Annotated in this window: 23 protein-coding genes; 9 read left to right on the top strand and 14 right to left on the bottom strand. The window is 41.3% G+C overall.

Annotated features, from left to right (window positions below; translation table 11 throughout):
- Position 1: 1 nt before the first annotated feature.
- The 5 genes from IAE19_RS12360 to IAE19_RS12380 all read left to right on the top strand — a co-directional run bounded on the left by IAE19_RS12360 (position 2) and on the right by IAE19_RS12380 (position 5,465).
- Complete coding sequence (locus tag IAE19_RS12360) at positions 2–1,552, top strand: helicase HerA-like domain-containing protein (RefSeq protein ID WP_200461220.1); 1,551 nt, start codon at positions 2–4, stop codon at positions 1,550–1,552.
- A gap of 211 nt (positions 1,553–1,763) precedes the next feature.
- Positions 1,764–2,975 (top strand): NO-inducible flavohemoprotein, encoded by a 1,212-nt coding sequence (gene hmpA, locus IAE19_RS12365; protein ID WP_200461221.1) that lies wholly within the window; start codon positions 1,764–1,766, stop codon positions 2,973–2,975.
- 77 nt (positions 2,976–3,052) lie between these two features.
- On the top strand, positions 3,053–3,496 hold the full coding sequence (locus tag IAE19_RS12370) for an RrF2 family transcriptional regulator (RefSeq protein ID WP_200461222.1): 444 nt from the start codon (positions 3,053–3,055) through the stop codon (positions 3,494–3,496).
- A 90-nt stretch (positions 3,497–3,586) separates the two neighbouring features.
- Complete coding sequence (yihA, locus tag IAE19_RS12375) at positions 3,587–4,387, top strand: ribosome biogenesis GTP-binding protein YihA/YsxC (protein ID WP_200461223.1); 801 nt, start codon at positions 3,587–3,589, stop codon at positions 4,385–4,387.
- Positions 4,388–4,520: 133 nt separating this feature from the next.
- A complete protein-coding gene (locus IAE19_RS12380) occupies positions 4,521–5,465 on the top strand; it encodes a metal-dependent hydrolase (protein WP_200461224.1) in 945 nt (314 codons plus the stop codon).
- 71 nt (positions 5,466–5,536) lie between these two features.
- Here IAE19_RS12380 and IAE19_RS12385 read toward each other — a convergent pair whose 3' ends face one another.
- Together IAE19_RS12385 and IAE19_RS12390 are read right to left on the bottom strand one after the other, a co-directional pair.
- A complete protein-coding gene (locus tag IAE19_RS12385; RefSeq protein WP_200461225.1) occupies positions 5,537–6,799 on the bottom strand; it encodes a dicarboxylate/amino acid:cation symporter in 1,263 nt (420 codons plus the stop codon).
- Between the two features lie 114 nt (positions 6,800–6,913).
- The gene (locus tag IAE19_RS12390; RefSeq protein ID WP_200461226.1) at positions 6,914–7,786 is read right to left on the bottom strand and encodes an acyl-CoA thioesterase; all 873 of its coding nucleotides are present in this window, start codon (positions 7,784–7,786) and stop codon (positions 6,914–6,916) included.
- 283 nt (positions 7,787–8,069) lie between these two features.
- Between IAE19_RS12390 and plsB the strand changes: the two genes are divergently transcribed.
- Positions 8,070–10,637: a glycerol-3-phosphate 1-O-acyltransferase PlsB gene (gene plsB / locus IAE19_RS12395; protein ID WP_200461227.1), complete on the top strand. Its 2,568-nt coding sequence runs from the start codon at positions 8,070–8,072 to the stop codon at positions 10,635–10,637.
- A 43-nt stretch (positions 10,638–10,680) separates the two neighbouring features.
- Here plsB and IAE19_RS12400 read toward each other — a convergent pair whose 3' ends face one another.
- Both IAE19_RS12400 and IAE19_RS12405 read right to left on the bottom strand, forming a co-directional pair.
- A complete protein-coding gene (locus IAE19_RS12400) occupies positions 10,681–11,667 on the bottom strand; it encodes a putative solute-binding protein (protein WP_200461228.1) in 987 nt (328 codons plus the stop codon).
- A 75-nt stretch (positions 11,668–11,742) separates the two neighbouring features.
- On the bottom strand, positions 11,743–12,576 hold the full coding sequence (locus IAE19_RS12405; RefSeq protein WP_200461229.1) for an NAD-dependent epimerase/dehydratase family protein: 834 nt from the start codon (positions 12,574–12,576) through the stop codon (positions 11,743–11,745).
- Positions 12,577–12,613: 37 nt separating this feature from the next.
- On the opposite strand from IAE19_RS12405, the gene recG reads away from it, so the two are divergent.
- Together recG and IAE19_RS12415 are read left to right on the top strand one after the other, a co-directional pair.
- A complete protein-coding gene (gene recG / locus IAE19_RS12410) occupies positions 12,614–14,659 on the top strand; it encodes an ATP-dependent DNA helicase RecG (RefSeq protein WP_200461230.1) in 2,046 nt (681 codons plus the stop codon).
- A complete protein-coding gene (locus tag IAE19_RS12415) occupies positions 14,646–15,326 on the top strand; it encodes a ComF family protein (RefSeq protein ID WP_200461231.1) in 681 nt (226 codons plus the stop codon). The genes recG and IAE19_RS12415 overlap by 14 nt, the downstream gene beginning before the upstream one ends.
- Here IAE19_RS12415 and IAE19_RS12420 read toward each other — a convergent pair.
- Both IAE19_RS12420 and IAE19_RS12425 read right to left on the bottom strand, forming a co-directional pair.
- On the bottom strand, positions 15,292–15,687 hold the full coding sequence (locus tag IAE19_RS12420; protein ID WP_200461232.1) for an NUDIX hydrolase: 396 nt from the start codon (positions 15,685–15,687) through the stop codon (positions 15,292–15,294). The genes IAE19_RS12415 and IAE19_RS12420 overlap by 35 nt on opposite strands.
- Positions 15,688–15,702: 15 nt before the next feature.
- Complete coding sequence (locus IAE19_RS12425; protein ID WP_200461233.1) at positions 15,703–16,287, bottom strand: TIGR00730 family Rossman fold protein; 585 nt, start codon at positions 16,285–16,287, stop codon at positions 15,703–15,705.
- Positions 16,288–16,444: 157 nt separating this feature from the next.
- Here IAE19_RS12425 and IAE19_RS12430 point away from each other — a divergent pair, with 157 nt between their 5' ends.
- Positions 16,445–17,458, top strand: a complete 1,014-nt coding sequence (locus tag IAE19_RS12430) for a CorA family divalent cation transporter (protein WP_200461234.1) — start codon at positions 16,445–16,447, stop codon at positions 17,456–17,458.
- A gap of 52 nt (positions 17,459–17,510) precedes the next feature.
- On the opposite strand, the gene IAE19_RS12435 is transcribed toward IAE19_RS12430, so the two are convergent.
- From IAE19_RS12435 to IAE19_RS12470, 8 genes are all read right to left on the bottom strand, one after another.
- Entirely contained in the window at positions 17,511–17,804 is a 294-nt protein-coding gene (locus IAE19_RS12435) for a lipid asymmetry maintenance protein MlaB (protein WP_200461235.1), read from the bottom strand.
- Positions 17,805–17,817: 13 nt separating this feature from the next.
- The gene (locus IAE19_RS12440) at positions 17,818–18,450 is read right to left on the bottom strand and encodes a phospholipid-binding protein MlaC (protein ID WP_200461236.1); all 633 of its coding nucleotides are present in this window, start codon (positions 18,448–18,450) and stop codon (positions 17,818–17,820) included.
- 19 nt (positions 18,451–18,469) lie between these two features.
- Complete coding sequence (locus IAE19_RS12445; RefSeq protein WP_200461237.1) at positions 18,470–19,153, bottom strand: outer membrane lipid asymmetry maintenance protein MlaD; 684 nt, start codon at positions 19,151–19,153, stop codon at positions 18,470–18,472.
- Positions 19,153–19,932 carry a lipid asymmetry maintenance ABC transporter permease subunit MlaE gene (gene mlaE, locus IAE19_RS12450; protein WP_200461238.1) on the bottom strand — a complete coding sequence of 260 codons (780 nt, stop codon included), beginning with the start codon at positions 19,930–19,932 and terminating at the stop codon, positions 19,153–19,155. The genes IAE19_RS12445 and mlaE overlap by 1 nt, the downstream gene beginning before the upstream one ends.
- The gene (locus IAE19_RS12455; protein ID WP_200461239.1) at positions 19,929–20,747 is read right to left on the bottom strand and encodes an ABC transporter ATP-binding protein; all 819 of its coding nucleotides are present in this window, start codon (positions 20,745–20,747) and stop codon (positions 19,929–19,931) included. Before IAE19_RS12455 ends, mlaE begins: the two co-directional genes overlap by 4 nt.
- A gap of 401 nt (positions 20,748–21,148) precedes the next feature.
- Positions 21,149–22,993 carry a DEAD/DEAH box helicase gene (locus IAE19_RS12460; protein WP_200461240.1) on the bottom strand — a complete coding sequence of 615 codons (1,845 nt, stop codon included), beginning with the start codon at positions 22,991–22,993 and terminating at the stop codon, positions 21,149–21,151.
- A gap of 380 nt (positions 22,994–23,373) precedes the next feature.
- The gene (locus IAE19_RS12465) at positions 23,374–23,793 is read right to left on the bottom strand and encodes a hypothetical protein (protein WP_227612256.1); all 420 of its coding nucleotides are present in this window, start codon (positions 23,791–23,793) and stop codon (positions 23,374–23,376) included.
- A gap of 69 nt (positions 23,794–23,862) precedes the next feature.
- Positions 23,863–24,693 carry an inositol monophosphatase family protein gene (locus tag IAE19_RS12470; protein ID WP_200461241.1) on the bottom strand — a complete coding sequence of 277 codons (831 nt, stop codon included), beginning with the start codon at positions 24,691–24,693 and terminating at the stop codon, positions 23,863–23,865.
- Positions 24,694–24,750 lie beyond the last annotated feature (57 nt).

Consider the following 24,750-nt stretch of genomic DNA (forward strand, 5'->3'; position numbering starts at 1 on the left):
TATGGGTACACCGATTGTCATTGCCAAAAAAACCACCGATATCAATCAGGATATTATTTTACATTCTGAATTTGCCAACCGTCATGGATTGATTGCGGGAGCAACGGGAACGGGGAAAACGGTCACATTAAAAGTCATGGCAGAAAGCTTTTCCCGTATTGGTGTTCCTGTATTTTTAGCAGATGCCAAAGGCGATGTGTCCAGCATTGCCAAAGCAGGTAGCAATAGCCCCAAATTTGATGAGCGTATAAAATCTCTAGGCATAGATAGCATTGCTTTTGCAGCATCTTCTACGATTTTTTGGGATTTATTTGGTGAGCAAGGCCATCCTATTCGCACCACGGTGTCTGAAATTGGGCCATTGTTACTGGCACAAATGTTGAACTTAAATGACACTCAGGAAGGGGTACTTTCTGCGGTATTTCGTATTGCCGATGATCAGGGTTTATTATTAGTTGATTTTAAAGATTTAAAAGCCATGCTGAGTTATGTCAGTGACAATGCCAGTGAACTCAAAGCAGATTATGGTAATTTATCCCCTGCCAGCTTAGGCGCAATTCAACGTAATTTGTTGGCGTTAGGCTATCAAGGTGGTGAACAATTTTTTGGTGAACCAAGCTTAAATATTCTGGATTTTATCCAGACCGATAGCAATGGTCAGGGTTATATTAATCTGCTCGCCGCAGATAAACTCATGAATACCCCAAAACTGTACGCTACCTTTTTGCTGTGGATGCTATCCGAGTTATTTGAACAACTGCCTGAAGTTGGTGATCTGGATAAACCAAAACTGGTATTCTTCTTTGATGAAGCGCATTTGTTATTTGATAATGCCAGTCCTGCTTTACAACAGAAAATTGAACAAGTGGTACGCTTAATTCGTTCCAAAGGTGTGGGAATTTATTTTATTACTCAAAACCCACTGGATTTACCGGAAACCGTACTGGGTCAATTGGGTAATCGCGTACAACACGCATTACGTGCTTTCACTCCCAAAGATCAAAAAGCCGTCAAAACAGCTGCAGATACATTTAGGGCAAATCCAGAATTTAAAGTTGATCAAGCCATTACTGAACTGGCTGTAGGGGAAGCTTTAATTAGTTTTCTAGATGAACAAGGGACACCACAGATTGTGGAACGTGGCTGGGTGATGCCACCTTACTCTTCATTTACTCCCTTAATGCCAGAGGAACGCAAAGCCCTCATGGCAAACAGTATCGTGGCTGGAGTATATGAACACATAGTAGATCGTGACAGTGCTTATGAAATGTTACAACGTAAGGTGAATGAAAGCGCGCAGCAACAGCAAGCACAAGCGGAAGCAGATCAACAAACCAAACAACAAGAGGCAGTTGCCAAACAGCAAGCCAAGGAACAAGAACGTTTAGCACGAGAACAGCAAAAAGCTGACGAAAAATCTCAACGTGACCGAGAAAAGCTGACTCAAGATGTGCTTGGTACTTTCGCTAAAAGTGCAGCACGAACGCTAGGCGGCCCAACAGGACAGAAACTCGTGCGTGGCTTACTGGGCTCTTTATTTGGGAAAAGATAAATAAATTTATCAAAGCACTGATTTTATGGCATATAGCGGGATATAAAATCAGTGCTTAATACGCTCTTTGTAAAAAACCAATCAAGTGTGAAAATACGATCTAATTAATCCCTTAATAAAATTAAGCATTTCATTAAAAGATATATTGCAAATACACCTTATAAAATGTATTTTAAATACATCTTATAAAAGCCAGATAAAAGGTCTAGCCATGACTCCACAACAAATTGATCTCGTAAAAGCAACTGTACCTGTATTACGCGAAAACGGTGTTGCATTGACAGGTTATTTTTATAATCGAATGTTGGGTAATCATCCTGAATTAAAAGAAACTTTTAATATGGGCCATCAGCGTAGCGGTGCACAGGCTCAAGCTCTGGCTGGTGCAGTTCTGGCTTACGCTGAAAATATTGAAGATCCATCAGTACTATTACCTGTGGTCGAATTGATTGCACATAAACATGTGAGCTTAAACATTCAATCGCCTGATTATGGAATCGTAGGAGAAAATCTGTTGCATTCCATTAGTGAAGTCTTAAGTATTTCGATGGAAGACCCATTAATCGCGGCATGGGCCGCAGCTTACGGGCAATTGGCCGACCTTTTTATCAGTACAGAAAAAGCGATTTATGCTCAACACCAACACACTCAAGGAAGCTGGTTAGGCTGGCGTAATTTTAAAATCGCCAAAAAAGTGGTAGAAAGTGAAGAAATTACCTCTTTTTACCTTGCTCCTGTAGATGAGGGTGAATTACCAAAATACGAAGCTGGTCAATATATTTCAGTCCGTGTTTTTGTTGATGAGCTTGGTTTAAAACAGCCACGTCAATATACATTGTCGACTAGTCCACAAACCGACTATCTGCGTATTTCCGTTAAACGTGAAGATGAAAAAGGTGACTTGGCCGGTGGTTGGGTCTCAAGCACATTACATCGTTTGCCTGAAGGTTCAGAAATTGAGGTGTCTGCTCCGACTGGTAATTTCTATTTAATCGACAGCAGCAAACGCAATATCTTTATTAGTGGTGGCGTGGGCGTAACCCCAATGATTGCAATGCTTAATCAATTAGTAACACTGGATATGCCGCAGCCCGTAAATTTCATTCATGCGTGTCGCAGCAGTCAGGTGCATGCAATGAAAAAGCATATCCAAGAACTAAAAGCAAAATATCCACGCTTAAATACCTTTACGGCTTATGAATTCCCGCATGAAGCTGATGTACTTGGTCAGGATTACGATATCGCTGGTCGTCTGGATCTTGCTTCTATGGATGCTGCATTACTGCCTGTAAATGCCGATTACTATTTGTGTGGCCCAATGCCATTTATGGCTGAACAGCATAAGGTCCTTGTGGAACGTGGCATTCCTGCACAGAATATTCATACTGAAGCATTTGGTACGGGTGGGGTCAAACTCAGCTAATTGGTTCGGCATTTTGTCTAAGGCTAGCCTGTGATAGACTAGCCTTTTCTATTTAAAGCAATAGATTAAGTAAACTCATGCAGCTCAATAAATTTACCGATTATGCCTTGCGTATATTAATGTACATTTCACGCCCTAGTGAAATGCCGTATACGATTGCAGAAATCGCACAGGATTTGCATGTTTCTCAGAACCACCTTGTTAAAATTGTACATTTTATGGGCAAACAAGAGTGGATTCTAACTACACGCGGTAAAGGAGGTGGAATCCGTCTCAATCCGCAGGCCTTAGAACTAACGCTGGGTAAAATTGTGCGAATATTGCAAGGTGATCATCAGATTGTCGAATGCAATACTCCCCCATGTGTATTACGGACTCACTGTGGTCTCAAAGGTATTCTAGATCAGGCACTGGAAAGTTTTTATCAAACATTAGATCAATATACTTTGGCTGATGTTTTGGCTGCACCCCCTACCGCTTCTATCAACTCACCTATCGCATTTGTTGCCATTCATTCATAATTTGCGCCAAATTGCCTTAAAATTCGCGTGAATTGCTCTCATCCTTTATAATGCATTTTAAATATATTGTGATTGTAAAAGTTAATCTCTATGCATAGCTATGCGAAATCCAAAGATACCAAAGCCAAACTCGCACCTAAACAAAAAATTAGTTATGAGAAAAAGGCGGATCCGGCTATTACTGAATATTCAGTAAAGGCACTCAATTGGCTACGCAAAGCTGAATTTTTAATGAGTGCTCCTAAACTTGCACTCTGTGTAGAAGATACTGGTTATGAAATAGCTTTTGCTGGACGCTCCAATGCGGGTAAATCTAGCGCTATTAATACGTTAACCAACCAGAAACAATTAGCTCGCGCTTCAAAAAAGCCGGGGCGCACCCAAATGATTAACTTCTTTAGCTTAGGTAATCCTGATCAGCGATTGGTCGATTTACCAGGCTATGGATATGCGGCTGTCCCAGAAGACATGAAACGTGTGTGGCAAAAAGAGCTAGAAAATTATCTCATTCACCGCCAAAGCCTACAAGGTTTGGTACTATTGATGGATATTCGTCATCCGTTACAGCATTTCGATACCATGATGCTGGAATGGGCTCATTCACGTAAATTGTTTGTGCATATTTTGCTGACCAAAGCCGATAAAATGAACCGAGGCCCAGCCAATAAAGCCCTGCTTGATGTAAAGCAGACCTTAAAAAAAATGAAGCTGAATTTTTCCATTCAACTGTTTTCATCATTGAATAAACAGGGACTTGAAGAATTAGCCAGCGTAATGGCGGGACGTCTAAATTATACGCTGGATCATACACCTGAATTTGATTTGAGCCAGATTCCAGAAGCCAATGACAATGATCTCGATGAGCAAGATGTAACGCTAAAAGAAGAATAAATCACATCTTTTTCTGTCATATCATCACCTAATGATAACTGAATGTCCCGTATTGCAAAGCAAAATACAGGGGCATTTTTTATACTCAGGAAAAACCAGCAAAAGTTCGACAAGAACAAATAAAGGTAAGGATATGAGTATTGTTTCATTTTTTAAGCGTAAATTACCCGGCTCTTCCATTCACTATCGCATTCAACCGCGTAAGGTAAAATTCGACTGGAAAGAAACTCCCGTTGACTGGATTCCAGAACATCCTTTTGCCAGTTATTTTATTAATGAAATTAATAACATTTTACCTGCCGGCGAATTTTGGTTCTGCCGTCTTTATAATAAAGTCTTACCGCAAATTAGTGATGAAAAGCTAAAACAAGATGTACAAGCCTTTATTCGTCAGGAAGCGATGCATGCCAACGCGCATACTTCCGCCAATAAAGAATATTTGTCAGCACGTAATATCGATATTCAGCGTAATCTGGAGATCATGAATTTTTTGTTTACAAAATTACTGGCAGATAAACCACTGGATATTGAAGTTCCCAAGGTACTAGAACATCAATGGGATTTATTCCGTTTAGGAGTAATTGCTACGGTTGAACATATGACCTGCGTGTTGGGGAAATACGCACTGTATAATCAAAAGTGGCAGGAACTAGGGGCAGATCCAGAAATGGTCGACTTGGTCAAATGGCATGGTGCTGAGGAAATAGAACACCGCACGGTCGCTTTTGATCTATATCGTCATTTAGGGGGCGGTTATATTGCCCGTTATTACTTAAGTGTGGCTGTTATTGTCGGGGTACTCGGCTTATGGGTAGATGGTGCAGCCCATATTATGAAACAAGATCCTCGTTTTGCAGAACATAAACCAAGTTTATTTCGTCCATGGATCTGGCTCGAATGGTATAAACAAGGGCGTAAAGACAACCAGCTTCTCCCCAATCCAATCTGGCTCGTGGCTCAGCAAATTGATTATCTTATGCCTTGGTATGATCCGGTGAAAGAAGGTAATACCGAAGATGCTGTTCGCTATCTGGATCATTCACCTGCAGCAAAACGTGCTGTTCTGGCTGCCGCTTAAACCATGGAATAATAAAAAAGCAGAAAATAATTTCTGCTTTTTTATTTTTTAAGGCTTAGGTTTTATAACGCTCATGAGGTTTCCTCGTTATCACCTTTGGCATAACGATCCACGACTACACTAATCATCATATCCCCTTGCACATTTACCACGGTACGTACGGTATCCAAAATACGATCAATCGGCAGTAAAATTGCAATCGCTTCAGCAGGAAGTCCAACCGATTGTAAAACCATAATCATCGTCACCATTCCCGCACTTGGAATTCCTGGCGCTCCCAGCGACGCAATCATGGCTGTCAAGCACACGATCAATTGCTGCGTAAGGGTTAAATCCATGCCTACCAGATTCGCAACAAATAGCGCTGCGGCTGCTTCATACAAGGCAGTGCCATCCATATTCAATTGCGTACCAAGAGGAATGACGAAGCCCACTGTCTGCGGTCGAACTTTTAGATTCTCTTGTGCACATTTCATGCTTAATGGCATGGTGGCTGAGCTGGAACTGGTAGCAAAAGCCGTAATAAGCGCTAAACGTGTCCCTTTAAAAAAGGTAATGGGATTCATTTTCCCAAAAATCCACAATAACAAAGGCAAAACGACAACACCATGAAAAATAGTCGTACCCGTGACGACCAAAGCAAATTCAGCCAGACTGTTTAGTATTTTAATGTCTTCCGTTGCAATTAGCTTTGCCAGTAAAGCCAAAATCCCCAACGGTGCCAGTTTCATCACCCACCCCACCAGCATCATCATAATGTCAAAAAACTGTAGACTGAGAACTCGTACTGACTGAAAGCGATCTCCCCCTTTAATGAGTGCAGCCCCAATGAATAAAGCAAAGACTACCACTGCCAAGACATTCCCATCACTAAAGGCTTTAAAGGGGTTAATTAGGGTGTTTTGGATAAAATTTGTAAAAAAAGTCGAGGGTGACAAAGTATCTGGGGCTTGATGATTACTCATAGCGTCACTAAAAATGGCGATATCCATGCCCTTGCCTACACCAAATAAATGCGCGCAACCGATCCCTAAAATTAAGGCAAGTGTCGTGGTGGTTAAGCAACATAAGGCGGTAATTTTCCAGACACGCCCAAACTGACCACTGGCCTGCAAGTTGGAAACACCCACCACAATTGAAGAAAAGATAAGCGGCACCAATAGCATTTTCAGTAATCCAATAAAAATGCTACTGATAATGCCAAGTCCATAGATACTTTGATGAAAAAAAGCAGTGTCAGGATAGAGGTTTAACAAAAACCCAAAAGCCACACCTAAAATAGCTGCAATTAAAATTTGTGTGTTTAAGCTCATATTATCTGAAATTTGACTCATTCTTTGGAATTACTATGACATGCACGCTCAATAGAATCGAATATTTTTTAGCATATCTTGTGATTTAGAAATAATAAAGCCGCATGGTGGCGGCTTTATTTGAGTCAAATTGACCTATTGCGTTTCAATTTCGCGAAGCCGTATAAGACCCTCCTGAACGGTACTACAGACTAGCTGTCCGTTTTGCCACATGCGTCCAAAATTTAGACCGCGAGAATTTGAGGTAACCGTCGCATCCATATCGTAAAGCATCCATTCATCTGCACGTACAGGACGATGAAAATAAATTGCATGATCAATACTAGCACATTGCAGACTTGGAGAGAGATAACTTAAACCATGTGGTTTTAAGGAAGTGGTCATTAAAGTAAAGTCAGAATAGAATGCTACGATCGCCTGATGCAATGCCACATCATCCAGTTCTGCGGGTATACGATCATGCGTACGCAAATAATGTGCGTTTCTTGGCGCCTGCGGTTGCGGCTGAAAAGGATTGACTGGATCAATAGGACGAATTTCAATATGCCGTTCACGCATAAAACTTGCACGTACATTTTCAGGAATAAAACTAACCAAACCTTCCTTCAGCTCATCTTCTGATTTTAAATCTTCTGGTGCAGGATACTCTGGTTCTTCAGGCTGATAATTTAAACCTTCTTCTGGATAAGCAAAAGACACCATAGCCGAGAAAATCGTACGTCCATGTTGAATGGCACGGACTTGTCGGCTGGCAAAACTACGTCCATCACGCAAAGGGTCAACTTCATAAATAATAGGTGCATTGATATCGCCACCATATAAAAAGTAGGCATGCATCGAATGTGCCGGACGATCTGTCGTATAAGAAGCAGCGCGTAGCGCCTGTCCCAGAACCTGTCCACCGAACACCCGCTTGCCGACCAGATTACGACTCGCGCCACGGTATAAATGATCTTCAAGCTTTTCAAGTGATAAAAGCTCGACAAGTTCCTGGGTTAATGCATTCATGAGATACCTTTGAAAATGTCACTAGTTTAAAAACAATACAACTGTAAACTATAAAACAGATATACTATATTTTTCCATAAATTCAGAGTGTAACCCTAAAGATTAGTTGACTAGCATGTCACACTTTAGAATTGCTATTCGTATTAAAAATACGTTTTTTAACGATAAACACTAGCGCAATCCATGTAATTTATCAGAAAATAGCCCATTGTTTTTCACATCATTTCACTAAAGCAGTTCCTGTCCTTTTGGTGGGAGCATTGTTGTTTGAGTAGGAGTTCTTATGGCCAAGAGTGGCTTCGGTCAGATGTATCGGCGGCTGTCGAGTAAATTGCTTGACCTCGTGGTAACCCCACATGTTCTTGGGGAAGTCCCTTCGGAACCCACTGATATCCAGATCGCAGAACAGCCTGCATCAAAAAAAGTCGTCTGCTATGTATTACAGAATTATTCTCGTAGCAATGCGTTGGTGATTGATGGAGAAACACGCCGTTTAAATCTAAAGCCAGCGTTAGATCCGCTAGCGATAGAAGATTATAAAGAAAAAGCTTCGGTTTTATTTTTACAGCACCACGACGAAAAAAATTTACTGAACCCTCCACCGCATGCTTTTCCTCCTCGTTTGCTGCGTTTTATCGAGTTTTTAGATAAACATTCAGACTATGATATTGAGTTGGTTCCTGTCACTGTACTGTGGGGACGTTCTCCTGATAAAGAAGATTCGTGGTTTAAATTGCTGTTTACAGACACATGGGCTACACCTGGTAAAGTTAAACAGTTGATGAATATTGGTCTACATGGTCGTCAAACCTATGTTGAGTTTCATGAACCGCAGTCGTTACGTCAGTTGGTTAATTATGCAACGACACATTATCCAAATTTGTCACCTGCAACTTACATTGTCAGCACACTCAATGATTTTCTAGACAGTCAGCGTGAAGTGGTACTCGGTCCAGATTTATCCGATCGACGTAACGTCATGGAGTCATTAATTAAATCGCGTGATGTACAAGATGCGATTCGTCGTGAAAGTATTCGCGGTAAAGTCAGCATGCTCGAAGCCGAACGTCGTGCGATTGGCTACCTCAATGAAATCGTATCGGATTATTCTTATTCAGCGGTACGTTTTGCAGATATGGCATTGACTCGTCTCTGGACGCAACTTTATGACGGCGTAGACGTTCACAATTTTAGTACGGTACGTGAACTAGCCAAGGACTATGAAATTATTTATACGCCTTGTCACCGTAGTCATATCGATTATTTACTCCTGTCTTATGTTATTTATCGTCGTGGTTTGATGGTGCCGTATATTGCTGCCGGGGATAATTTAAATCTGCCGTTTGTAGGTCAATTACTTCGCGGTGGCGGAGCATTCTTTATTCGTCGCTCTTTCCGTGGCAATGGTCTTTATACTTCGGTATTTAAGGAATATTTGTACAGCATTTTGTCGCGCAATACTCCCCTTGAATACTTTATTGAAGGGGGACGTTCGCGCACAGGCCGTTTACTTCCGCCTAAAACAGGCATGCTTGCCATGACTGTGCACAGTCATTTACGCGGTCGTGCCAAACCGATTGTTTTTGTTCCAACCTATATCGGCTATGAGCGTTTGATGGAAGGTTCAACCTATGTCGGTGAAATGCAGGGTAAACCCAAAGAAGCAGAATCGATCTTCGGGATAGTCAAAACTTTACGCAAAATTGAGCGTATCTTTGGCAAAGTTCATGTCAATTTTGGCGAACCTGTTTTTCTGGATGATTTGCTTAAAGCTCATGATGCAGATCAAATTAAAATTGAAAAAAATGATGATCCGATTCCGCCTCAGGTTTCAGATGCTATCAATAGTTCAGCACATGCCATTTTAGAAAATATCAACCGTGCCGTGGTGATTAATCCAGTTTCATTATTATCCTTGATCTTACTGGCAACCCCAAAACACACGTTGGATGAAGAGCTATGCATCAAGCAATTGGATGCTTATCGTGACCTCGTCACAACTCTTCCCTATGATGAACGAACTCAAGTCACGCCATTATCGGGTAAAGAAATCATCGCTTATGGTTTGAAACTTAAACTGATTAAACGCGTACAACATGTGCTAGGTGATATTATTGCAATTGAAGATAATCAGGCCGTGTTACTGACTTACTTCCGCAATAATATTCTACATGCATTTGTTTTGCCTTCTTTGATTGCCGCATTGGTTGAGCATAATGGCAAAATCAGCCAGAGAAATCTGACAAATGTGATCAAAACCCTCTATCCATTTTTACAGGCAGAGTTATTCCTAAAATGGAAACCTGAGCAACTTGAACAACAGATTAGTCAATATGCTGATGCTTTAGTTAATGCCAAATTGATTGAGCAAGATAGTGAAGGTGATTTGGTCAGTCCTGCACCAAATTCAGAAGATCATAATCAATTAGTGATTTTGGCTGCGCCAGTCAAACAAAGTCTGGAACGTTACTACATGACACTGGCATTAATTGCCCAACGTGGTTCGGGTAACATTTCAGTCAGACAAGTTGAGGATTTAAGCCATTTGCTCGGACAGCGTCTATCCGTCCTGTATGAGTTTAATTCGCCTGAGTTCTTTGATAAATCTTTATTCCAAAGCTTTATTAAAGTATTAACCCAACAAGGTTACATTTGTACCAATGAGCAAGGTGCAATTGAATTTGAGCGCAACTTTAGCAATATGGCTGAAGGTGCGAAATTGGTGCTAGATGAAGCAACTTTACAAATGTTACAACATATCACCACCTTTAATGATGAAGAACTTAAAGCGGCATTAGACGCGGTTGCCTCACAGCAAGCAAAACGTCGTTTAAAACGCAAAAAGGCTTAAACACTAAAGAGATATAAAAATGGCAACTTCGGTTGCCATTTTTTCACCAGAGATGACATTCAAAATATTGCGGTTCATCTTTACAGCGTAATTTTTTAATAAGTTTAACAAAACGCGGGTCATAAAAGAAATTCTGGGAATATTGATTTCTCACCTTCGCAATCACGACCTCGTAGGCTTGTTTCTCGGCAGGAGAAACATCCATCCAGTAATATGCAGGCAATCGATTTTCCCAACGCACCACCTGCCCTACTAGTACACTTGCTTGAGCAGAAAACCAGTTACGCATCGTCACCCCAAAACCAGTCGGATAGTCGGCCGAACGGATCACAATATTTAAGCCCGCGTACACCACTGGAAAATTAATAACCCGTGTCGATTCACCAAATTCTTTTTTAAGGTTATAAGGCAATAAACCGTAGATAGGCACAGGTAAAATATCAACCTGATTATTTTTAAAAGCATCAATTGCATTATTAAAATTCACGACAACAGGTTCAGCACGAACACTACGCACCAACGTACTTTGTGGTGCAAGTTCGGGTAAGACACCAATACGTTTATTTTTGAGATCTGTCACTTTATAAATGGTTGGGGTCTTAAGCATCATATAAGCCATTCCCAATGGAATGAAACCCACTACCTCATATTCACCTTGTTGCATCGCTGAACGTAATGCAGGCCGATTCAACAGCTCAATAAAATGCTGTGCAGTCTTATTATTTGTAATAAATCCCACACCTGCCGTACTTCCCATAAATTGATTATAATTTCGGGTATTAAAATTGGTGGCGACCAGACCTGAACATTTCTTCTGATCAAATTGTACAATTGCATCTGTTTCGCGCTTATAAATTTTTAATTGCACATTAACCTGCTCACGTTGCATATAGAGCGTCAGGTCTTTTAAACGTCGTGTAATATCACCTTGTGTTCCTATTGGGTCATAAACACACCATGTCACTTCTGCGGCCATGACATGCTGCATCATTGCAAACAGGAACAGACTCTTAAAGATGTTTTTAAACATGTTCCCCAATCTTCTATTTATCAATTTTAATTGAATATCTTTATATATTGGCCCACACTTTTTAGTTTAATTAAATTATGAGTTTTGGCTATGTTGTTGCAAACAAATTGTATAGTCATTAAAGCAAACTGGATGTTTTAATGTAAAGCCAGTTTGCAGCATACGTGTCGGGTACAAACGCTTTCCAGAGATATGTCGGCTACTCAGTTGCACTAAAGGTAAATGTAATTGTTGCTGAAACCATTGGATGATTTCATGCAAAGGTAAAGGCTGATTATTGGTCACGATATACGATGAATCAACGTATTGTAATGTCGCTAGAACAGCTAAAAAACGTGCCAGATCATTTATATGAATCCGATTAGTATAATGAATATTTGCATAACTACGGGTAGTTTGCGCCATTTTGACCATCCGTGTAATAGATTGACCGTAAATACCAGCAGGACGAATAATCACGGTCTGCTCAGGATAGGCCGTCTGCCATTTTAATTCCATGTCATGCAGAATTTGTCCCTGCTCGTCGATGGGCTGAACGGGCGAGGCATCGTCTACACGTTCACCCCGATGTTCACCATAAACTCGTGTAGATGAAACTACCACAATTCTCTGAATAGGATGTGACTTTAATGCCCGGACAATTGGTTCAACTGAATCCAGATACGTGTGACGATAAGCCTCTACACTACTTTGCGAAGGAGACAAAGCTACATATACCAGATCAACCGCTGTAAGCTGATTTAAATCAAGATGATGTACATCCTGAATCAAGTGATTACCATATACATCTGTTTTCGTACTACGGCTAATTGTGGTAATTTTATATCGCTGTTTACTCGAGTCTTGTTCAAATAAATATTGGGCAACTCGTTGAGATGTTTTACCATAGCCGATAAATAAAATATGCATGCATGATCCTGATATAGTGGTCTTGACGTGGAGGGATATGACTTCAATCCAGCAGTTACAGGGTGTAGGCAATGCTGCCGCAGCACTTCTGGAAAAACTCAATATTTTCACCACGGATGATCTACTTTTTCATCTGCCACGTGATTATGAAGATCGTAGCACGGTCATTCCCATGAACCAACTGATGGTAGGTCGTAGCTATTTGCTCGAAGGTGAAGTTAAATCCATTGATTTTCCGCCGGGTAAGCGCAAATCTATGGCTGCTTTAATTCAGGATGATTATGGCAAAGTTACTTTACGTTTTTATCATATCTATAAAAATCTGACTGACAAATTAAAAGCAGGTCATCGTTTACGAATCTTTGGTGAAGTGCGTGTCGGCGCAAGGGGCTTAGAACTTTATCACCCTGAAATACAACTGGTAACAGAACATACTGCTTTACCCAAAACTCAGCTCACCGCTATTTACCCAAGTACGGAAGGTTTAACTCAGCCTAAGCTACGTGAATATGTCAAACAGGCACTTAAACAATACAGTGATCATTTACCTGAATTATTGCCTGAACAATACACCAATGGTTATGCACTCAAACAGGCCTTGCACTATATTCATGAACCTCCAGTTGACGCCAATATGCAGCAACTGGCTCAGGGTTCACACCCAGCGCAACAACGCTTAATTTTTGAAGAACTGGTCGCACATCAGGTTAGTTTACTGACACGACGCGCCTATATTCGACAAATTGCTTCTCCCAGTTTTAGTCCAAGCAAGACGCTTGCTAAAGCTTTATTGGCAGAACTTCCCTTTGAAATGACTCAAGCACAAAAACGGGTTTCTAAAGAAATCATCGCCGACCTTAAACAACCCAAGCCCATGCTACGTTTAGTACAAGGCGATGTTGGAGCAGGCAAGACCTTAGTGGCGGCGGTGGCAGCTTGTCATACACTGGAGGCGCACTGGCAAGTTGCACTGATGGCACCTACCGAAATTCTGGCCGAACAACATTATTTAAACTTTAAAAGCTGGTTTGAACCTTTAGGAATCCAAGTTGCATGGCTCTCTGGAAAACAAAAAGGTAAAGCTCGTACGCAGGCAGAGCACAGCATTAAAAGTGGACAGGCACAGTTGGTCGTAGGAACCCATGCTTTGTTTCAGGATAATATCGAATTTGCTAAATTAGGTCTTGTTATCATTGATGAACAGCATCGATTTGGTGTCGATCAACGTTTGGCACTTCGAAATAAAGGAAATGATCAGCTCACTCCGCATCAGTTGGTCATGACTGCCACTCCCATTCCCCGTACATTGGCGATGAGTGCCTATGGCGATCTGGATACCTCTATTATCGATGAACTCCCTCCGGGACGTACTCCTATTCAAACCGTGACTATTCCACTGGATCGACGCGAACAGGTTTTAAATCGCATCGCAAGCAATTGTGGTGAAGGTAAACAGGCCTATTGGGTATGTACGTTGGTAGAACAATCTGAAACACTGGATGCACAAGCTGCTGAAGCTACTTATCAAGAAATGAAAGAGCGTTTTCCTGAACTGAATATCGGTTTGGTGCATGGCAAAATGAAAGCAGATGAGAAACAAAGCGTCATGCAGGCATTTAAAGCCAATCAACTGCAATTATTGATTGCCACCACAGTCATTGAAGTCGGGGTCGATGTACCAAATGCTTCAATTATGGTGATTGAAAATGCAGAACGATTGGGACTCTCTCAGCTTCATCAATTACGTGGTCGTGTTGGACGAGGTGCAACTGCCAGCTTTTGTGCCTTATTATATAAAACACCTTTATCGCAAAATGGACACGAACGTTTGTCCATTTTAAGAGAAAGTAATGACGGTTTCGTTATCGCGGAAAAAGATCTGGAAATTCGGGGTCCTGGGGAGCTTTTAGGAACTAAACAGACAGGTGATATGGGGTTTCGGGTGGCTCGTCTTGAACGGGATGATCATTTACTGACACAGGCACATTATGTCGCTGAACAAGTTTTAAAAAACTATCCAAAACAAGCCGATGCATTACTTAAACGCTGGCTACCAGAGGCTCCGCGCTATGCCTATGTTTGACTATCTTAAAGCCTCTATGCAACAAATGGGACAAAAACTTTTACCCTGCCGTCTGTGTGAATCCAGTCCACGTTTGAAGCATTATGTTCTATGTAAAAGTTGCTGGCAGCAACTTCCTTGGCTTAAGCAACCGATTAATCGCCATGAATTACAAATCATGGCGGCATGTTATTATCATTACCCACTCGATCGTATTTTGCAGCAATTTAAGTACGAACAAAAACTACATCATCAACCATTACTTGATCAATTACTTGCCCAGATTAAACACCCTAAAGTTCAAGCTATCGTCCCTATGCCTATTTCGGACGCACGTTTAATTGAACGGGGTTATAACCAGTCTTTACTCTTGGCACAACAACTTGCAAAAAAGCTAAATATTCCTATTTGGCAGCCTATCCATCGTCTTGAGCAACATTCTCAAAAAGGACTAAATCGGCTGGAACGCATTCAAGGAATTGAGCAACAGTTTGTGGTATTGGAAAAACCCAGAATTCGCTATCGAAAAGTTTTAATCATTGATGATGTCGTCACGACTGGCAGCTCAATTTATGCCTTACATCAGGCTTTACAACAATTAGGCTGCCAACAGATTCATGCGTGTTGCATTGCGGCTGCAACAGATAAAACCGCTAAATTTGCAAATAATCTCGACACCATGGCATAACCACTTCACGTGTTAAAGGCGCAAGTGCGGTGACGGTATCATCTAGAGTGACCCATTTCATTTCGGCAATTTCAGCAGCAATCTGCGGTGTTTGCTTTAACTTTGCCAAGTAAACATAGCTAACCAGTTGATGATCAGGCTCATTGGCAGTTGCAGTTTCAAACCGACCTACAAATTGATTAATCTGAATATCACAGCCAATTTCTTCCTTTATTTCTCGTTCAATCGCTTGTTCAGGCGGTTCATCCTGTTCTAGCTTGCCACCCACTTGCATAAAAACTTGAGTATTTTTCTTACGCACAACTAGTAGCTCATGGGCATCATTTAAAATAATGGCTGCAGCAACGGTAATTTTTTTCACATCTATGCCTCAATATTAAGGGCGAACTTCTGCCTGTGCACCCCATTTTGGCGTAGCAGGTTGATAATGTTCAAAAGCACTTAGAATCAAATCAACTTGATCTGATGCTATTAATTTTTCTACAAAACGCGATTGGGTAAAACCCTTATCTGCTGTGCTCTGAATCATTTTAAGTAAATCATCATAAAAACCTTGAACATTTAAAAATGCACAGGGTTTTTGATGAATACCCAACTGTGACCAAGTCCATTGTTCAAAAATCTCTTCTAATGTACCTGCACCACCTGGTAATGCAATAAAACCATCGGATAGCTCTGCCATTTTGGTTTTACGCTCATGCATATTTTGAACGATATGTAATTCGGTCAAATGTGGATGGGCCAGCTCACGATCAACCAAAGCGGTTGGTATTACACCGATCACACATCCACCCGCCTGTAGGGCACTATCTGCAACCACGCCCATTAGTCCTGAACGTCCACCACCATACACGAGTGTTTTTCCCTGCTGGGCGATGGTTTCTCCTGTTACTTGAGCTGCTTGTAAAAATAAAGGATCGGTACCAACCGCTGAACCACAAAAAATACAGATTGAATTCATATAACTTTTAACCATGTTTTTAAGCTGTCATGCTTACAATATAAGCTTAAGCGAGATTTTTTCAGAAAAAACGATAACAATGAGTGTTTTTAAGTGAATCCTTGTCTAAAATACACCCATCAAATTTACCTATACTGCGCAAGGGAGAAAAGACGTTATGCTTGAAGCCTTTTACGCCACAGAGCGCGGTAGCCTTGAAGATGCAACCATTAATGGTGATTTTGATCTGCATCAGGATCTGGTCTGGATCGATCTGATTGCACCCTCTCAGGAAGAGCAGCAATGGGTCATCGATGCGTATGACCGAAATTTGCCTACGCTCAAATCGCTTGAAGATATTTCATCCTCTGCTCGATTTTACCGCGATGATGATGGAATTTTGCATATCAGTACCTATTTTTTAACGAAAAATAAAAACTATCAGGTGGATGGCGATGATGAAGATACCAGCCACATTTTAGCAACGGTCCAAACAGTTGCCTTTATTTTGCATAAAGAGCGCTTATTTACACTACGTGGTGAAAAACTAGTCGCTTTTAGAGCGTTTCGTGCACGCGCTCGGCGTAATGATTATGACATGGATTATAGAGATCCGACTTGGATCTTACTGGGCTTACTCGAAGCTAAGCTAGATGAGCTTGCGGATATCCTCGAAGATATCCACAAGGATCTGGAAAAATATTCCACAGAAGTACTAAATAATCATCACCGTGAAAAGATTTTAGATTTGGACGACATGATTACCCGTCTGGCACAACAAGAAGACGTACTAGGTAAAGCTCAACTTTGCTTGATCGATTTACGCCGTGTCCTGACTTTTTTATCTCGCCCACGTGCGTTAGGCAGTCATATTTATGATGCTGATATTCGAGAATTGAGTGAAGATGTTCGCTCATTGGTAGAACATGATGCGTTCTTGTTCCAAAAAGTGCGTTTCTTGCTAGATACTACCTCTGGGTTTATTAACACTGAGCAGAACGATACGATTCGTCGATTCTCTATTTTGCCCAGTATGCTCGCACCTCCCATGTTAGTTGCTAGTATTTATGGGATGAACACACAAGAATTGCCCTTTGCACATGGCACCATGAGCTTCTTGACTGTTGCAGTGATTATTATCGTCTCATTTGTGGGACCGATGATCTATTTCCGTTGGAAGAAATGGGTTTAAAGTGGTGTATATAAAAAAGCACCGAATTCGGTGCTTTTTTATTAAACTTTGACTAGCTGTGAAGTAGTGTCAAATCATCCTGTAAATGACAGGACTGGATAATCTTCAACATTTTTTCAGGGACATCCTGAAAGTGTAAACCTTGGGCATTGGGTGTTTTTCTTAACCATTGCACCAAAACTGCCAATGCCAACGTACTACCATGTTGCAATTGGCTTAGATTTATCACCAAAGGAAATTGTTGATGTTGTTGAATCAGTCGCAAACCATTTTGATAAATAGTCTGCGCATTTTCAAAATCAATCTTTCCTGACAGCACCAATTGCTGATCGACCATTTCAATCACGGTGAACCTTCACTTATTTCTTGTTTACAGCAGCATCAGCATCTGGTTTAAAGTTGGCAATCGCTTTGTCCAGATTACCTCCATTACGCTGTACAGTTGAAGCAAACTGATTGCGGAATTGTAAGCCCAGATCAATCCCAGAAACATTGATGTTACGGATTTTCCACTGGCTACCAGCATCGGTAAGCTGGAATGAAACTGGAATCTTATCGCCCTTATTATTGAAGTCAATCGTGACTACAGGGTTACGACTGCCTGTTTCTTTATAAGGACGCATGGTATAGCTTTGGTTGCTGTATTTCGCAAATGCCGTACCATAGTTTTCAATCAGGGTTTCACGAAAGTTCTTTTCAAACTGCGCACGTTGTGCCGCTGTACTGTTCTGATTAGTCGCATAAGTTCCCATCACAATGCGAGTAAATGCCTGTGAATCGATATATGGATCAAGATTCTGACGTACAATGGCCTTTACAGCGTCAGGATTATTTTGCAATCTTGCATGATCCGCTTGTAAACGCGAAATAAAGTTATCAGCAACACGCTTAATAAATGCCGGTGGTGCTTCTGCTGGCGCAGCAAATGCAGTACCCGCAAGAAGAGTTGATAATACACTGGCTGTAAGGGTTTGTTTGAACAACGTCTTCACAAGAATCGCTCCTAAAAAATTACTCAACAAAAGAAGGTTCGGCACTGTCAGATGTAGCTGCCTGCGGCTGGGATGCCGAGTCTTCTGCCGAGCTACCTGATGATGATTTATTGGCACCACCAGTAATAAACTTGCTAATCAGATCCTCAAGATCCATTGTACCTTGAGTATTGGTAATGGTTTCGCCACGTTTTAAATAGTTTAATCCACCACCTGGTACAATTTTGAGATATTTTTCACCTAATAGACCATTGGTTGCTATCATTATATAAGCATCTTCATCGATATTAGTGATGGATTTCATGTTGGCAATCAGTTTCTGTTCCATTTCTTTTTGTTGCGCAGCATTTGCCTGCGTATAATCAGAACTATAACGTAATTCATCTAATGCATTTTGCTGAACGGTTTTTAATTGTTCCGCATTGAATGAAGTTAACTTGCCATCCAGATCAAAATTGACCGTTGCCAAACGAGTAACAGGATCAAGGGTAATTGATTCAACCCGCCCAACTGTAACACCACTCATGGTGACTTTAGCCCGTGATTTCAGGCCATTAACATTATCAAAACGAGCAGTCATGTGATAACTGTCATTTAAATTGGTGCCGACCAAACCACTCACTTTCATGGCCAAAAAAAACAAAGCCACGCCAAAGATAATTACAAAAATCCCTACGGCCAGCTCACTAGTACGTGATTTCATTAAACACCTCCGAACATGACCGCAGTCAACACAAAATCAAAACCTAAAACACACAGCGATGAATACACCACTGTACGAGTGGTTGATGTCGCAATACCTTCTGAAGTCGGTTCACAGGCATACCCTTGATAAACCGCAATCCATGTACATATAAGTGCAAAGACTATACTTTTAATCACTGTCCCATTAAAAATGTCATGCATAAACTGAATCGAACTTTGCATGCCACTCCAGAATGAGCCTTCATCAGCACCCAGAAAATCAACACCGACGACTTTACCGCCAAAAATACCAATCGCCGCAAAAATAATCGAAAGCATTGGCAAACTGACTATACCAGCCCAAAGTCTTGGAGACACCACACGTTTTAACGGATCAACCCCAATCATTTCCATACTTGAAAGTTGTTCTGTGGCTTTCATTAAACCAATTTCAGCAGTCAGCGCAGAACCGGCACGTCCTGCAAATAACAAAGCAGCAACCACTGGCGCCAGCTCACGCAACAAGGTTAATGCAATGGCTGTCCCTAACATTGCTTCACTACCAAAGGTTACGAGAATGTTATACATTTGCAAGCCAAGAACTGCCCCAATAAACAATCCTGATACTGCAATAATCAGGAGGGACATAACACCGACACGGTGCATTTGATAAATAAATCGACCAAAACCGCCTGCCGAGGGAAGAGAAAAGATAATTCGCAGCAACATGACCGTCGCCTCACCAATTCCACGCATCCGCTCAATGACAAGTCGACCTAACCAGGCAATCGCATTCATGGATGTACCTCGTTATTCAAATATGCTTGATGACTAAATTGATACTCAACGGGCCCTTCAGCAGAGCCTGTTAAAAATTGTTTTACAAATGGGGACGCTGAGGTCTGTAATTGCTCTGGTGTACCTTCACCCTGAATTTTGCCTTCTGCAATCACATAAATATAATCTGAAATTTCCAGTGTTTCAGCAACATCATGAGAGACAATAATCGTCGTTAAATCCAATGCTTCACGCAGTGATCGAATCAAACGGGTCAACACCCCTTTTACAATCGGATCCTGACCTGCAAAAGGTTCATCATACATAATTAAATCAGGATCAAGCGCAATGGCACGTGCCAATGCGACACGACGGTTCATACCACCTGATAATTCACTTGGCATTAAATGTTCCGTACCGCGCAAACCAACAGACTCTAATTTAAGTCCAACCAATTCTGCGATTAAATGTTCAGGTAAATCAGTATGCGCGCGGATTGGAAATGCGACGTTTTCATACACAGACATATCAGTAAACAGCGCACCGCTTTGAAATAGCATACCCATACGAGCACGCGCAGCAAATAATTCCTGACGAGACATGCTGGCAATATCTTTACCATCTAACAAGACTTCACCACGATCGGGAGTCAACTGCCCACCAATCAAGCGTAATAATGTGGTTTTTCCAGTCCCGGATGGGCCCATGATGCCTGTAATTTGACCACGTCGAATGGTTAAATCAACATTGTCATAGATAATACGTTCCCCTCGATTGAAACCCAGATTTTTCACTTCTATCAGTGCCTGAGCAGTCGAAAGTATAGGATTATTCATAGCAGTATATGTTCCTGCATATTTTTAAGCTCGCATAATATAGCACTGAACCTTTGCGAAATTCTTGTTATTTAACAATGAAACGACCAATTACTTGATCAGTTCAATATTGTCGCTTGGGTAATGTTGCATTGCGAGAGTTTTAGGGGAAATATCATGATGAAAGTAAGTACTATAAGAAAAATATAGGGCATTACCAATAACTAGAGCAGCCCCCAATTGGCGTAAATTAAAATAACGCCATTTCAATAAGAACTTTACATTAATCTCTTTTTTTTCTTTCATTTTTACAATAAAAATATGACACAGTTATCACATTATATATTTTTTGACAGTTTTATTACAAGAAAAAGTCGATACGTGAACGTATCGACTTTTAGATGTCTTAAGAAAATTAAATCTTAACGGTCATTTTTGCGTGTACGATCACGACCAAAACTTTCTTCATTTACACCGCGACGTGGGCGGTCTTCACCACCGAAAGTACGCTTTGGACGGTCTTCACCACCAAAAGTACGCTTTGGACGATCTTCGCCACCAAAAGTACGTTTTGGACGGTCTTCACTAAAAGAACGTTGTGGACGATCACCAAAACCACCTTCACGACGTGCTGGACGATCACCGAAATCACGTTTTGGACGATCACCGAAGCTACCTTCGCGACGTGGTTTATAATCTACACGATTACCACGGTTGTCATCATTGGCATCGAAACGAGGTTTATCATTAAAGCCACCTTCACGACGTGGACGATCCGAATTAAACTCGCGACGTGGACGGTCTTCGCCACCAAAGCTACGTTTTGGACGATCTTCAAAGCCACCTTCGCGACGTGGACGATCTGAATTAAACTCGCGACGCGGACGGTCTTCACCACCAAATGCTGGACGTTCACCACGTGGTTTATCATCAAAGCTACGACGTGGACGATCATCACGACCACCTTCACGGCGTTTGAAGTTGCTTTCGCCTTCAAAGCGACGTCCACCACCGAAACCGCGACCAGCGCCATCACGACCGCTACGGCCATTTCCACCGCGACCACGACCACCGCCATCACGACCTGAACGCGCAGGAGGTGGAGATGGCTCAAGACCTTCAATTTCAGAAACGCTTAAACGTGCTTCTAAATAATCTTCAAGGGCACGGATTTTACCGCGTTCGCGATAAGTTGCCAAAGTAATCGCTTGACCAGTACGTCCCGCACGACCAGTACGACCAATACGGTGTACATAATCTTCATGCTTCATTGGTAAACCAAAGTTAATCACATGAGAAATGGTGGGTACGTCTAAACCACGTGCCGCAACGTCAGTTGCAACCAGAATTTTAGCTTTACCTTCACGAATACTACGTAAACGGCGGTTACGCACGGTTTGTGGCATCGCGCCATGTAACGCAACAACTGAATGACCCGCTTCTGCAAGCTCTTCAGCTAGCATATCTGTGTCTTCTTGTGTGCTTGCGAAAACAACCGCTTGATCCATGCTTTCATCACTTAACCAATGAGTCAGCAATTTTTTCTTGTGCTCAAAACCATCCGTCCAGTGTAAAGTCTGGGTGATATCGGTATTGGTTGAGTGACCAGTTTCGATAGCAATACGCTGTGGATCCTGCATCATGCATTCTGCAAGACGAATAATACGGTCTGCAAATGTTGCAGAGAACATCAAGGTTTGTTTACGATTTGCAGCCAACTCACTGATTGCTTCAAGATCTTCAGAGAAACCAAGATCAAGCATACGATCCGCTTCATCAACGATTAAAGCATCAACTTTATCTAATTTGATTTGACGACGATTGACCAAATCCAGCAAACGACCCGGTGTTGCAACAACAACTTGCGCACCTTTTAATTGTTGAATCTGTTTTGCAAATGGCATACCACCCATAATTGCGGCAATACGCACACCCTTCATATGGCGTACAAATGCAATTGCGTCTTGGCTGACTTGCTGAGCCAATTCACGCGTTGGTGAAATGACTAAAATATTCGGTTGAGTCACTGCACGCATACGTTCTTTAAATGGAAGGAACGTGTCTTGGCCTGCAAGTGAATGCAATGTTGGCAATAAGAATGCTGCTGTTTTACCAGAACCAGTCTGGCTTGAAACTAAAAGGTCTTTACCTTCTAAAGCTGCAGGAATCGCTTGTTCTTGAACAGGTGTTGGGCTAGTAAAACCAAGATCCTGTAATGCTTGTTGTAAAGATTCATGTAGAGAGAAATCGGCAAAAGTTTTGCTCATAGAGAGTTTCACCCTAATGGGTGCTCCATTTTAATAAATACAAATATGGACATCGACAAAAGGCGGCACGGCATCTTAGGCTGAATTATTTGGTATTCAGCAGCAATCCGAATAACGACGATGTAGACTATACGCACGCATGATTACGGCCGGAACCTGAAGAATCGCTGAGCGATTTGGGCGCAAGAATTGGTCCTCTCTATGGACAGCGTGCGCATACAATGAATAGAACAGAATGTTCAGGTAATGAACGGAAATTTAAGTGCGTGGCGAGAGTATAACAGAAAGTTTTTAAAAGTCACCCTTTTTAATAGGTTTTTGATTTTTTTTACATAAAACCAAAACATTTCATTGCATTTTCAGACTAGAAATCCTAATAATTAAAATTTAATATATTGATATATTTCATTTTTAATATTATTTGAAACACACAACGGTTCTACATTCGTCAGAATCATTTTACAAGGTAATTGTGAATAAATATAAAATCTCTTAGTGATTTTATATTGTTCTTTGTCTAACTGCATTTTTAAATAAGATCTCCCCATTTGCCTTTTCAGTATTTCTTGTACACGACGTTCAAGACAAAGAGAAGGCAACAATACAAAAGTAAGAGGATGCTCCAATATCTGTTTTTTGATTTTTACATAATCTGAATGAATATCTTCACGATAAGTCATAAAGCCTGAAGAACAAACAATAATTGTTGTGAAATCTCGTGATGCGCTATCGATTATTCTAGAATAACACTCTATATTTTCTTGGGCATAAGAGTCATAACCAAATCGGTCAATAATCATTTTTTATTCTATTTTCTATAGTCAAAAAAAAGCTCTCGATATTAGAGAGCTTTTTATGGGAGATAAGACTTACTTCGCCATGTCGCCCCATGCAGGTACTACGGTTTGCATTAAAGGTTTTAACATTTTCAATGAAGAAGCCAAAACCTGACCATTTTCCATCGAATCACTGCCACCACGCGCATCTACAACAATACCGCCTGCTTCTTTCACAATTAACTCGCCCGCTGCGATATCCCACGGCTTTAGGCCTACTTCAAAGAAGCCATCAAAACGACCTGCCGCAACATAAGCTAAATCTAATGCAGCAGAACCTGCACGACGAATATGTGCGCCTGCCTGAGTCACCGCTAATAACGAAGCGAAATGTTGCTCCGCATAAGAGATAATTTCACCATTGCGCTTGGCACGATATGGATGACCCACCGCTAAAAAAGCATTATCTAAACTGTCACGGACGTTAACACGGATACGGCGCTGATTCATAACCGCACCGCGACCACGACTAGCCGAGAACAATTCGTCACGGACTGGATCATAGATCACACCATGCTGGGTTATACCCTTATGCTGTACAGCAATCGAAATACAGAAATGCGGAAAACCATTGATAAAGTTTTGTGTACCATCTAACGGATCAATCACCCAGCACCAATCTGCATCATGACCTTTACCTTCTTGCAGGCCAAATTCTTCGCCCAGAAAGCTGTGATTTTTATAACTTTTACGCAAAGTATCAATAGTGAGTTGTTCTAAATAACGATCAACACGCGTCACTGGACCGTCAATGCCTTTTTCTTCAACTTGTAGATCGAGCTTATGACGATTCTGATGTGCTTTTAAAAGCTCTTGACCAACTGTTTGAGCTGCACGCGCAGCCATGACCACCATAGGTTCCATTGAACACCCACTACAAATTTGAAAACTTTGACAAAGAATAATGCATAAAAGCGCGCA

It is taken from the genome of Acinetobacter sp. S40 (assembly GCF_016624705.1).
GTDB lineage: Bacteria > Pseudomonadota > Gammaproteobacteria > Pseudomonadales > Moraxellaceae > Acinetobacter.

What these genes read in the sequence shown, in the direction of transcription:
- IAE19_RS12360 (WP_200461220.1), top strand. Translation starts at nt 2, where the DNA reads ATGGGTACACCGATTGTCATTGCCAAAAAAACCACCGATATCAATCAG.
- hmpA (WP_200461221.1), top strand. Translation starts at nt 1,764, where the DNA reads ATGACTCCACAACAAATTGATCTCGTAAAAGCAACTGTACCTGTATTA.
- IAE19_RS12370 (WP_200461222.1), top strand. Translation starts at nt 3,053, where the DNA reads ATGCAGCTCAATAAATTTACCGATTATGCCTTGCGTATATTAATGTAC.
- yihA (WP_200461223.1), top strand. Translation starts at nt 3,587, where the DNA reads ATGCATAGCTATGCGAAATCCAAAGATACCAAAGCCAAACTCGCACCT.
- IAE19_RS12380 (WP_200461224.1), top strand. Translation starts at nt 4,521, where the DNA reads ATGAGTATTGTTTCATTTTTTAAGCGTAAATTACCCGGCTCTTCCATT.
- IAE19_RS12385 (WP_200461225.1), bottom strand. Translation starts at nt 6,799, where the DNA reads ATGAGTCAAATTTCAGATAATATGAGCTTAAACACACAAATTTTAATT.
- IAE19_RS12390 (WP_200461226.1), bottom strand. Translation starts at nt 7,786, where the DNA reads ATGAATGCATTAACCCAGGAACTTGTCGAGCTTTTATCACTTGAAAAG.
- plsB (WP_200461227.1), top strand. Translation starts at nt 8,070, where the DNA reads ATGGCCAAGAGTGGCTTCGGTCAGATGTATCGGCGGCTGTCGAGTAAA.
- IAE19_RS12400 (WP_200461228.1), bottom strand. Translation starts at nt 11,667, where the DNA reads ATGTTTAAAAACATCTTTAAGAGTCTGTTCCTGTTTGCAATGATGCAG.
- IAE19_RS12405 (WP_200461229.1), bottom strand. Translation starts at nt 12,576, where the DNA reads ATGCATATTTTATTTATCGGCTATGGTAAAACATCTCAACGAGTTGCC.
- recG (WP_200461230.1), top strand. Translation starts at nt 12,614, where the DNA reads ATGACTTCAATCCAGCAGTTACAGGGTGTAGGCAATGCTGCCGCAGCA.
- IAE19_RS12415 (WP_200461231.1), top strand. Translation starts at nt 14,646, where the DNA reads ATGCCTATGTTTGACTATCTTAAAGCCTCTATGCAACAAATGGGACAA.
- IAE19_RS12425 (WP_200461233.1), bottom strand. Translation starts at nt 16,287, where the DNA reads ATGAATTCAATCTGTATTTTTTGTGGTTCAGCGGTTGGTACCGATCCT.
- IAE19_RS12430 (WP_200461234.1), top strand. Translation starts at nt 16,445, where the DNA reads ATGCTTGAAGCCTTTTACGCCACAGAGCGCGGTAGCCTTGAAGATGCA.
- IAE19_RS12445 (WP_200461237.1), bottom strand. Translation starts at nt 19,153, where the DNA reads ATGAAATCACGTACTAGTGAGCTGGCCGTAGGGATTTTTGTAATTATC.
- mlaE (WP_200461238.1), bottom strand. Translation starts at nt 19,932, where the DNA reads ATGAATGCGATTGCCTGGTTAGGTCGACTTGTCATTGAGCGGATGCGT.
- IAE19_RS12455 (WP_200461239.1), bottom strand. Translation starts at nt 20,747, where the DNA reads ATGAATAATCCTATACTTTCGACTGCTCAGGCACTGATAGAAGTGAAA.
- IAE19_RS12460 (WP_200461240.1), bottom strand. Translation starts at nt 22,993, where the DNA reads ATGAGCAAAACTTTTGCCGATTTCTCTCTACATGAATCTTTACAACAA.
- IAE19_RS12465 (WP_227612256.1), bottom strand. Translation starts at nt 23,793, where the DNA reads ATGATTATTGACCGATTTGGTTATGACTCTTATGCCCAAGAAAATATA.
- IAE19_RS12470 (WP_200461241.1), bottom strand. Translation starts at nt 24,693, where the DNA reads ATGGAACCTATGGTGGTCATGGCTGCGCGTGCAGCTCAAACAGTTGGT.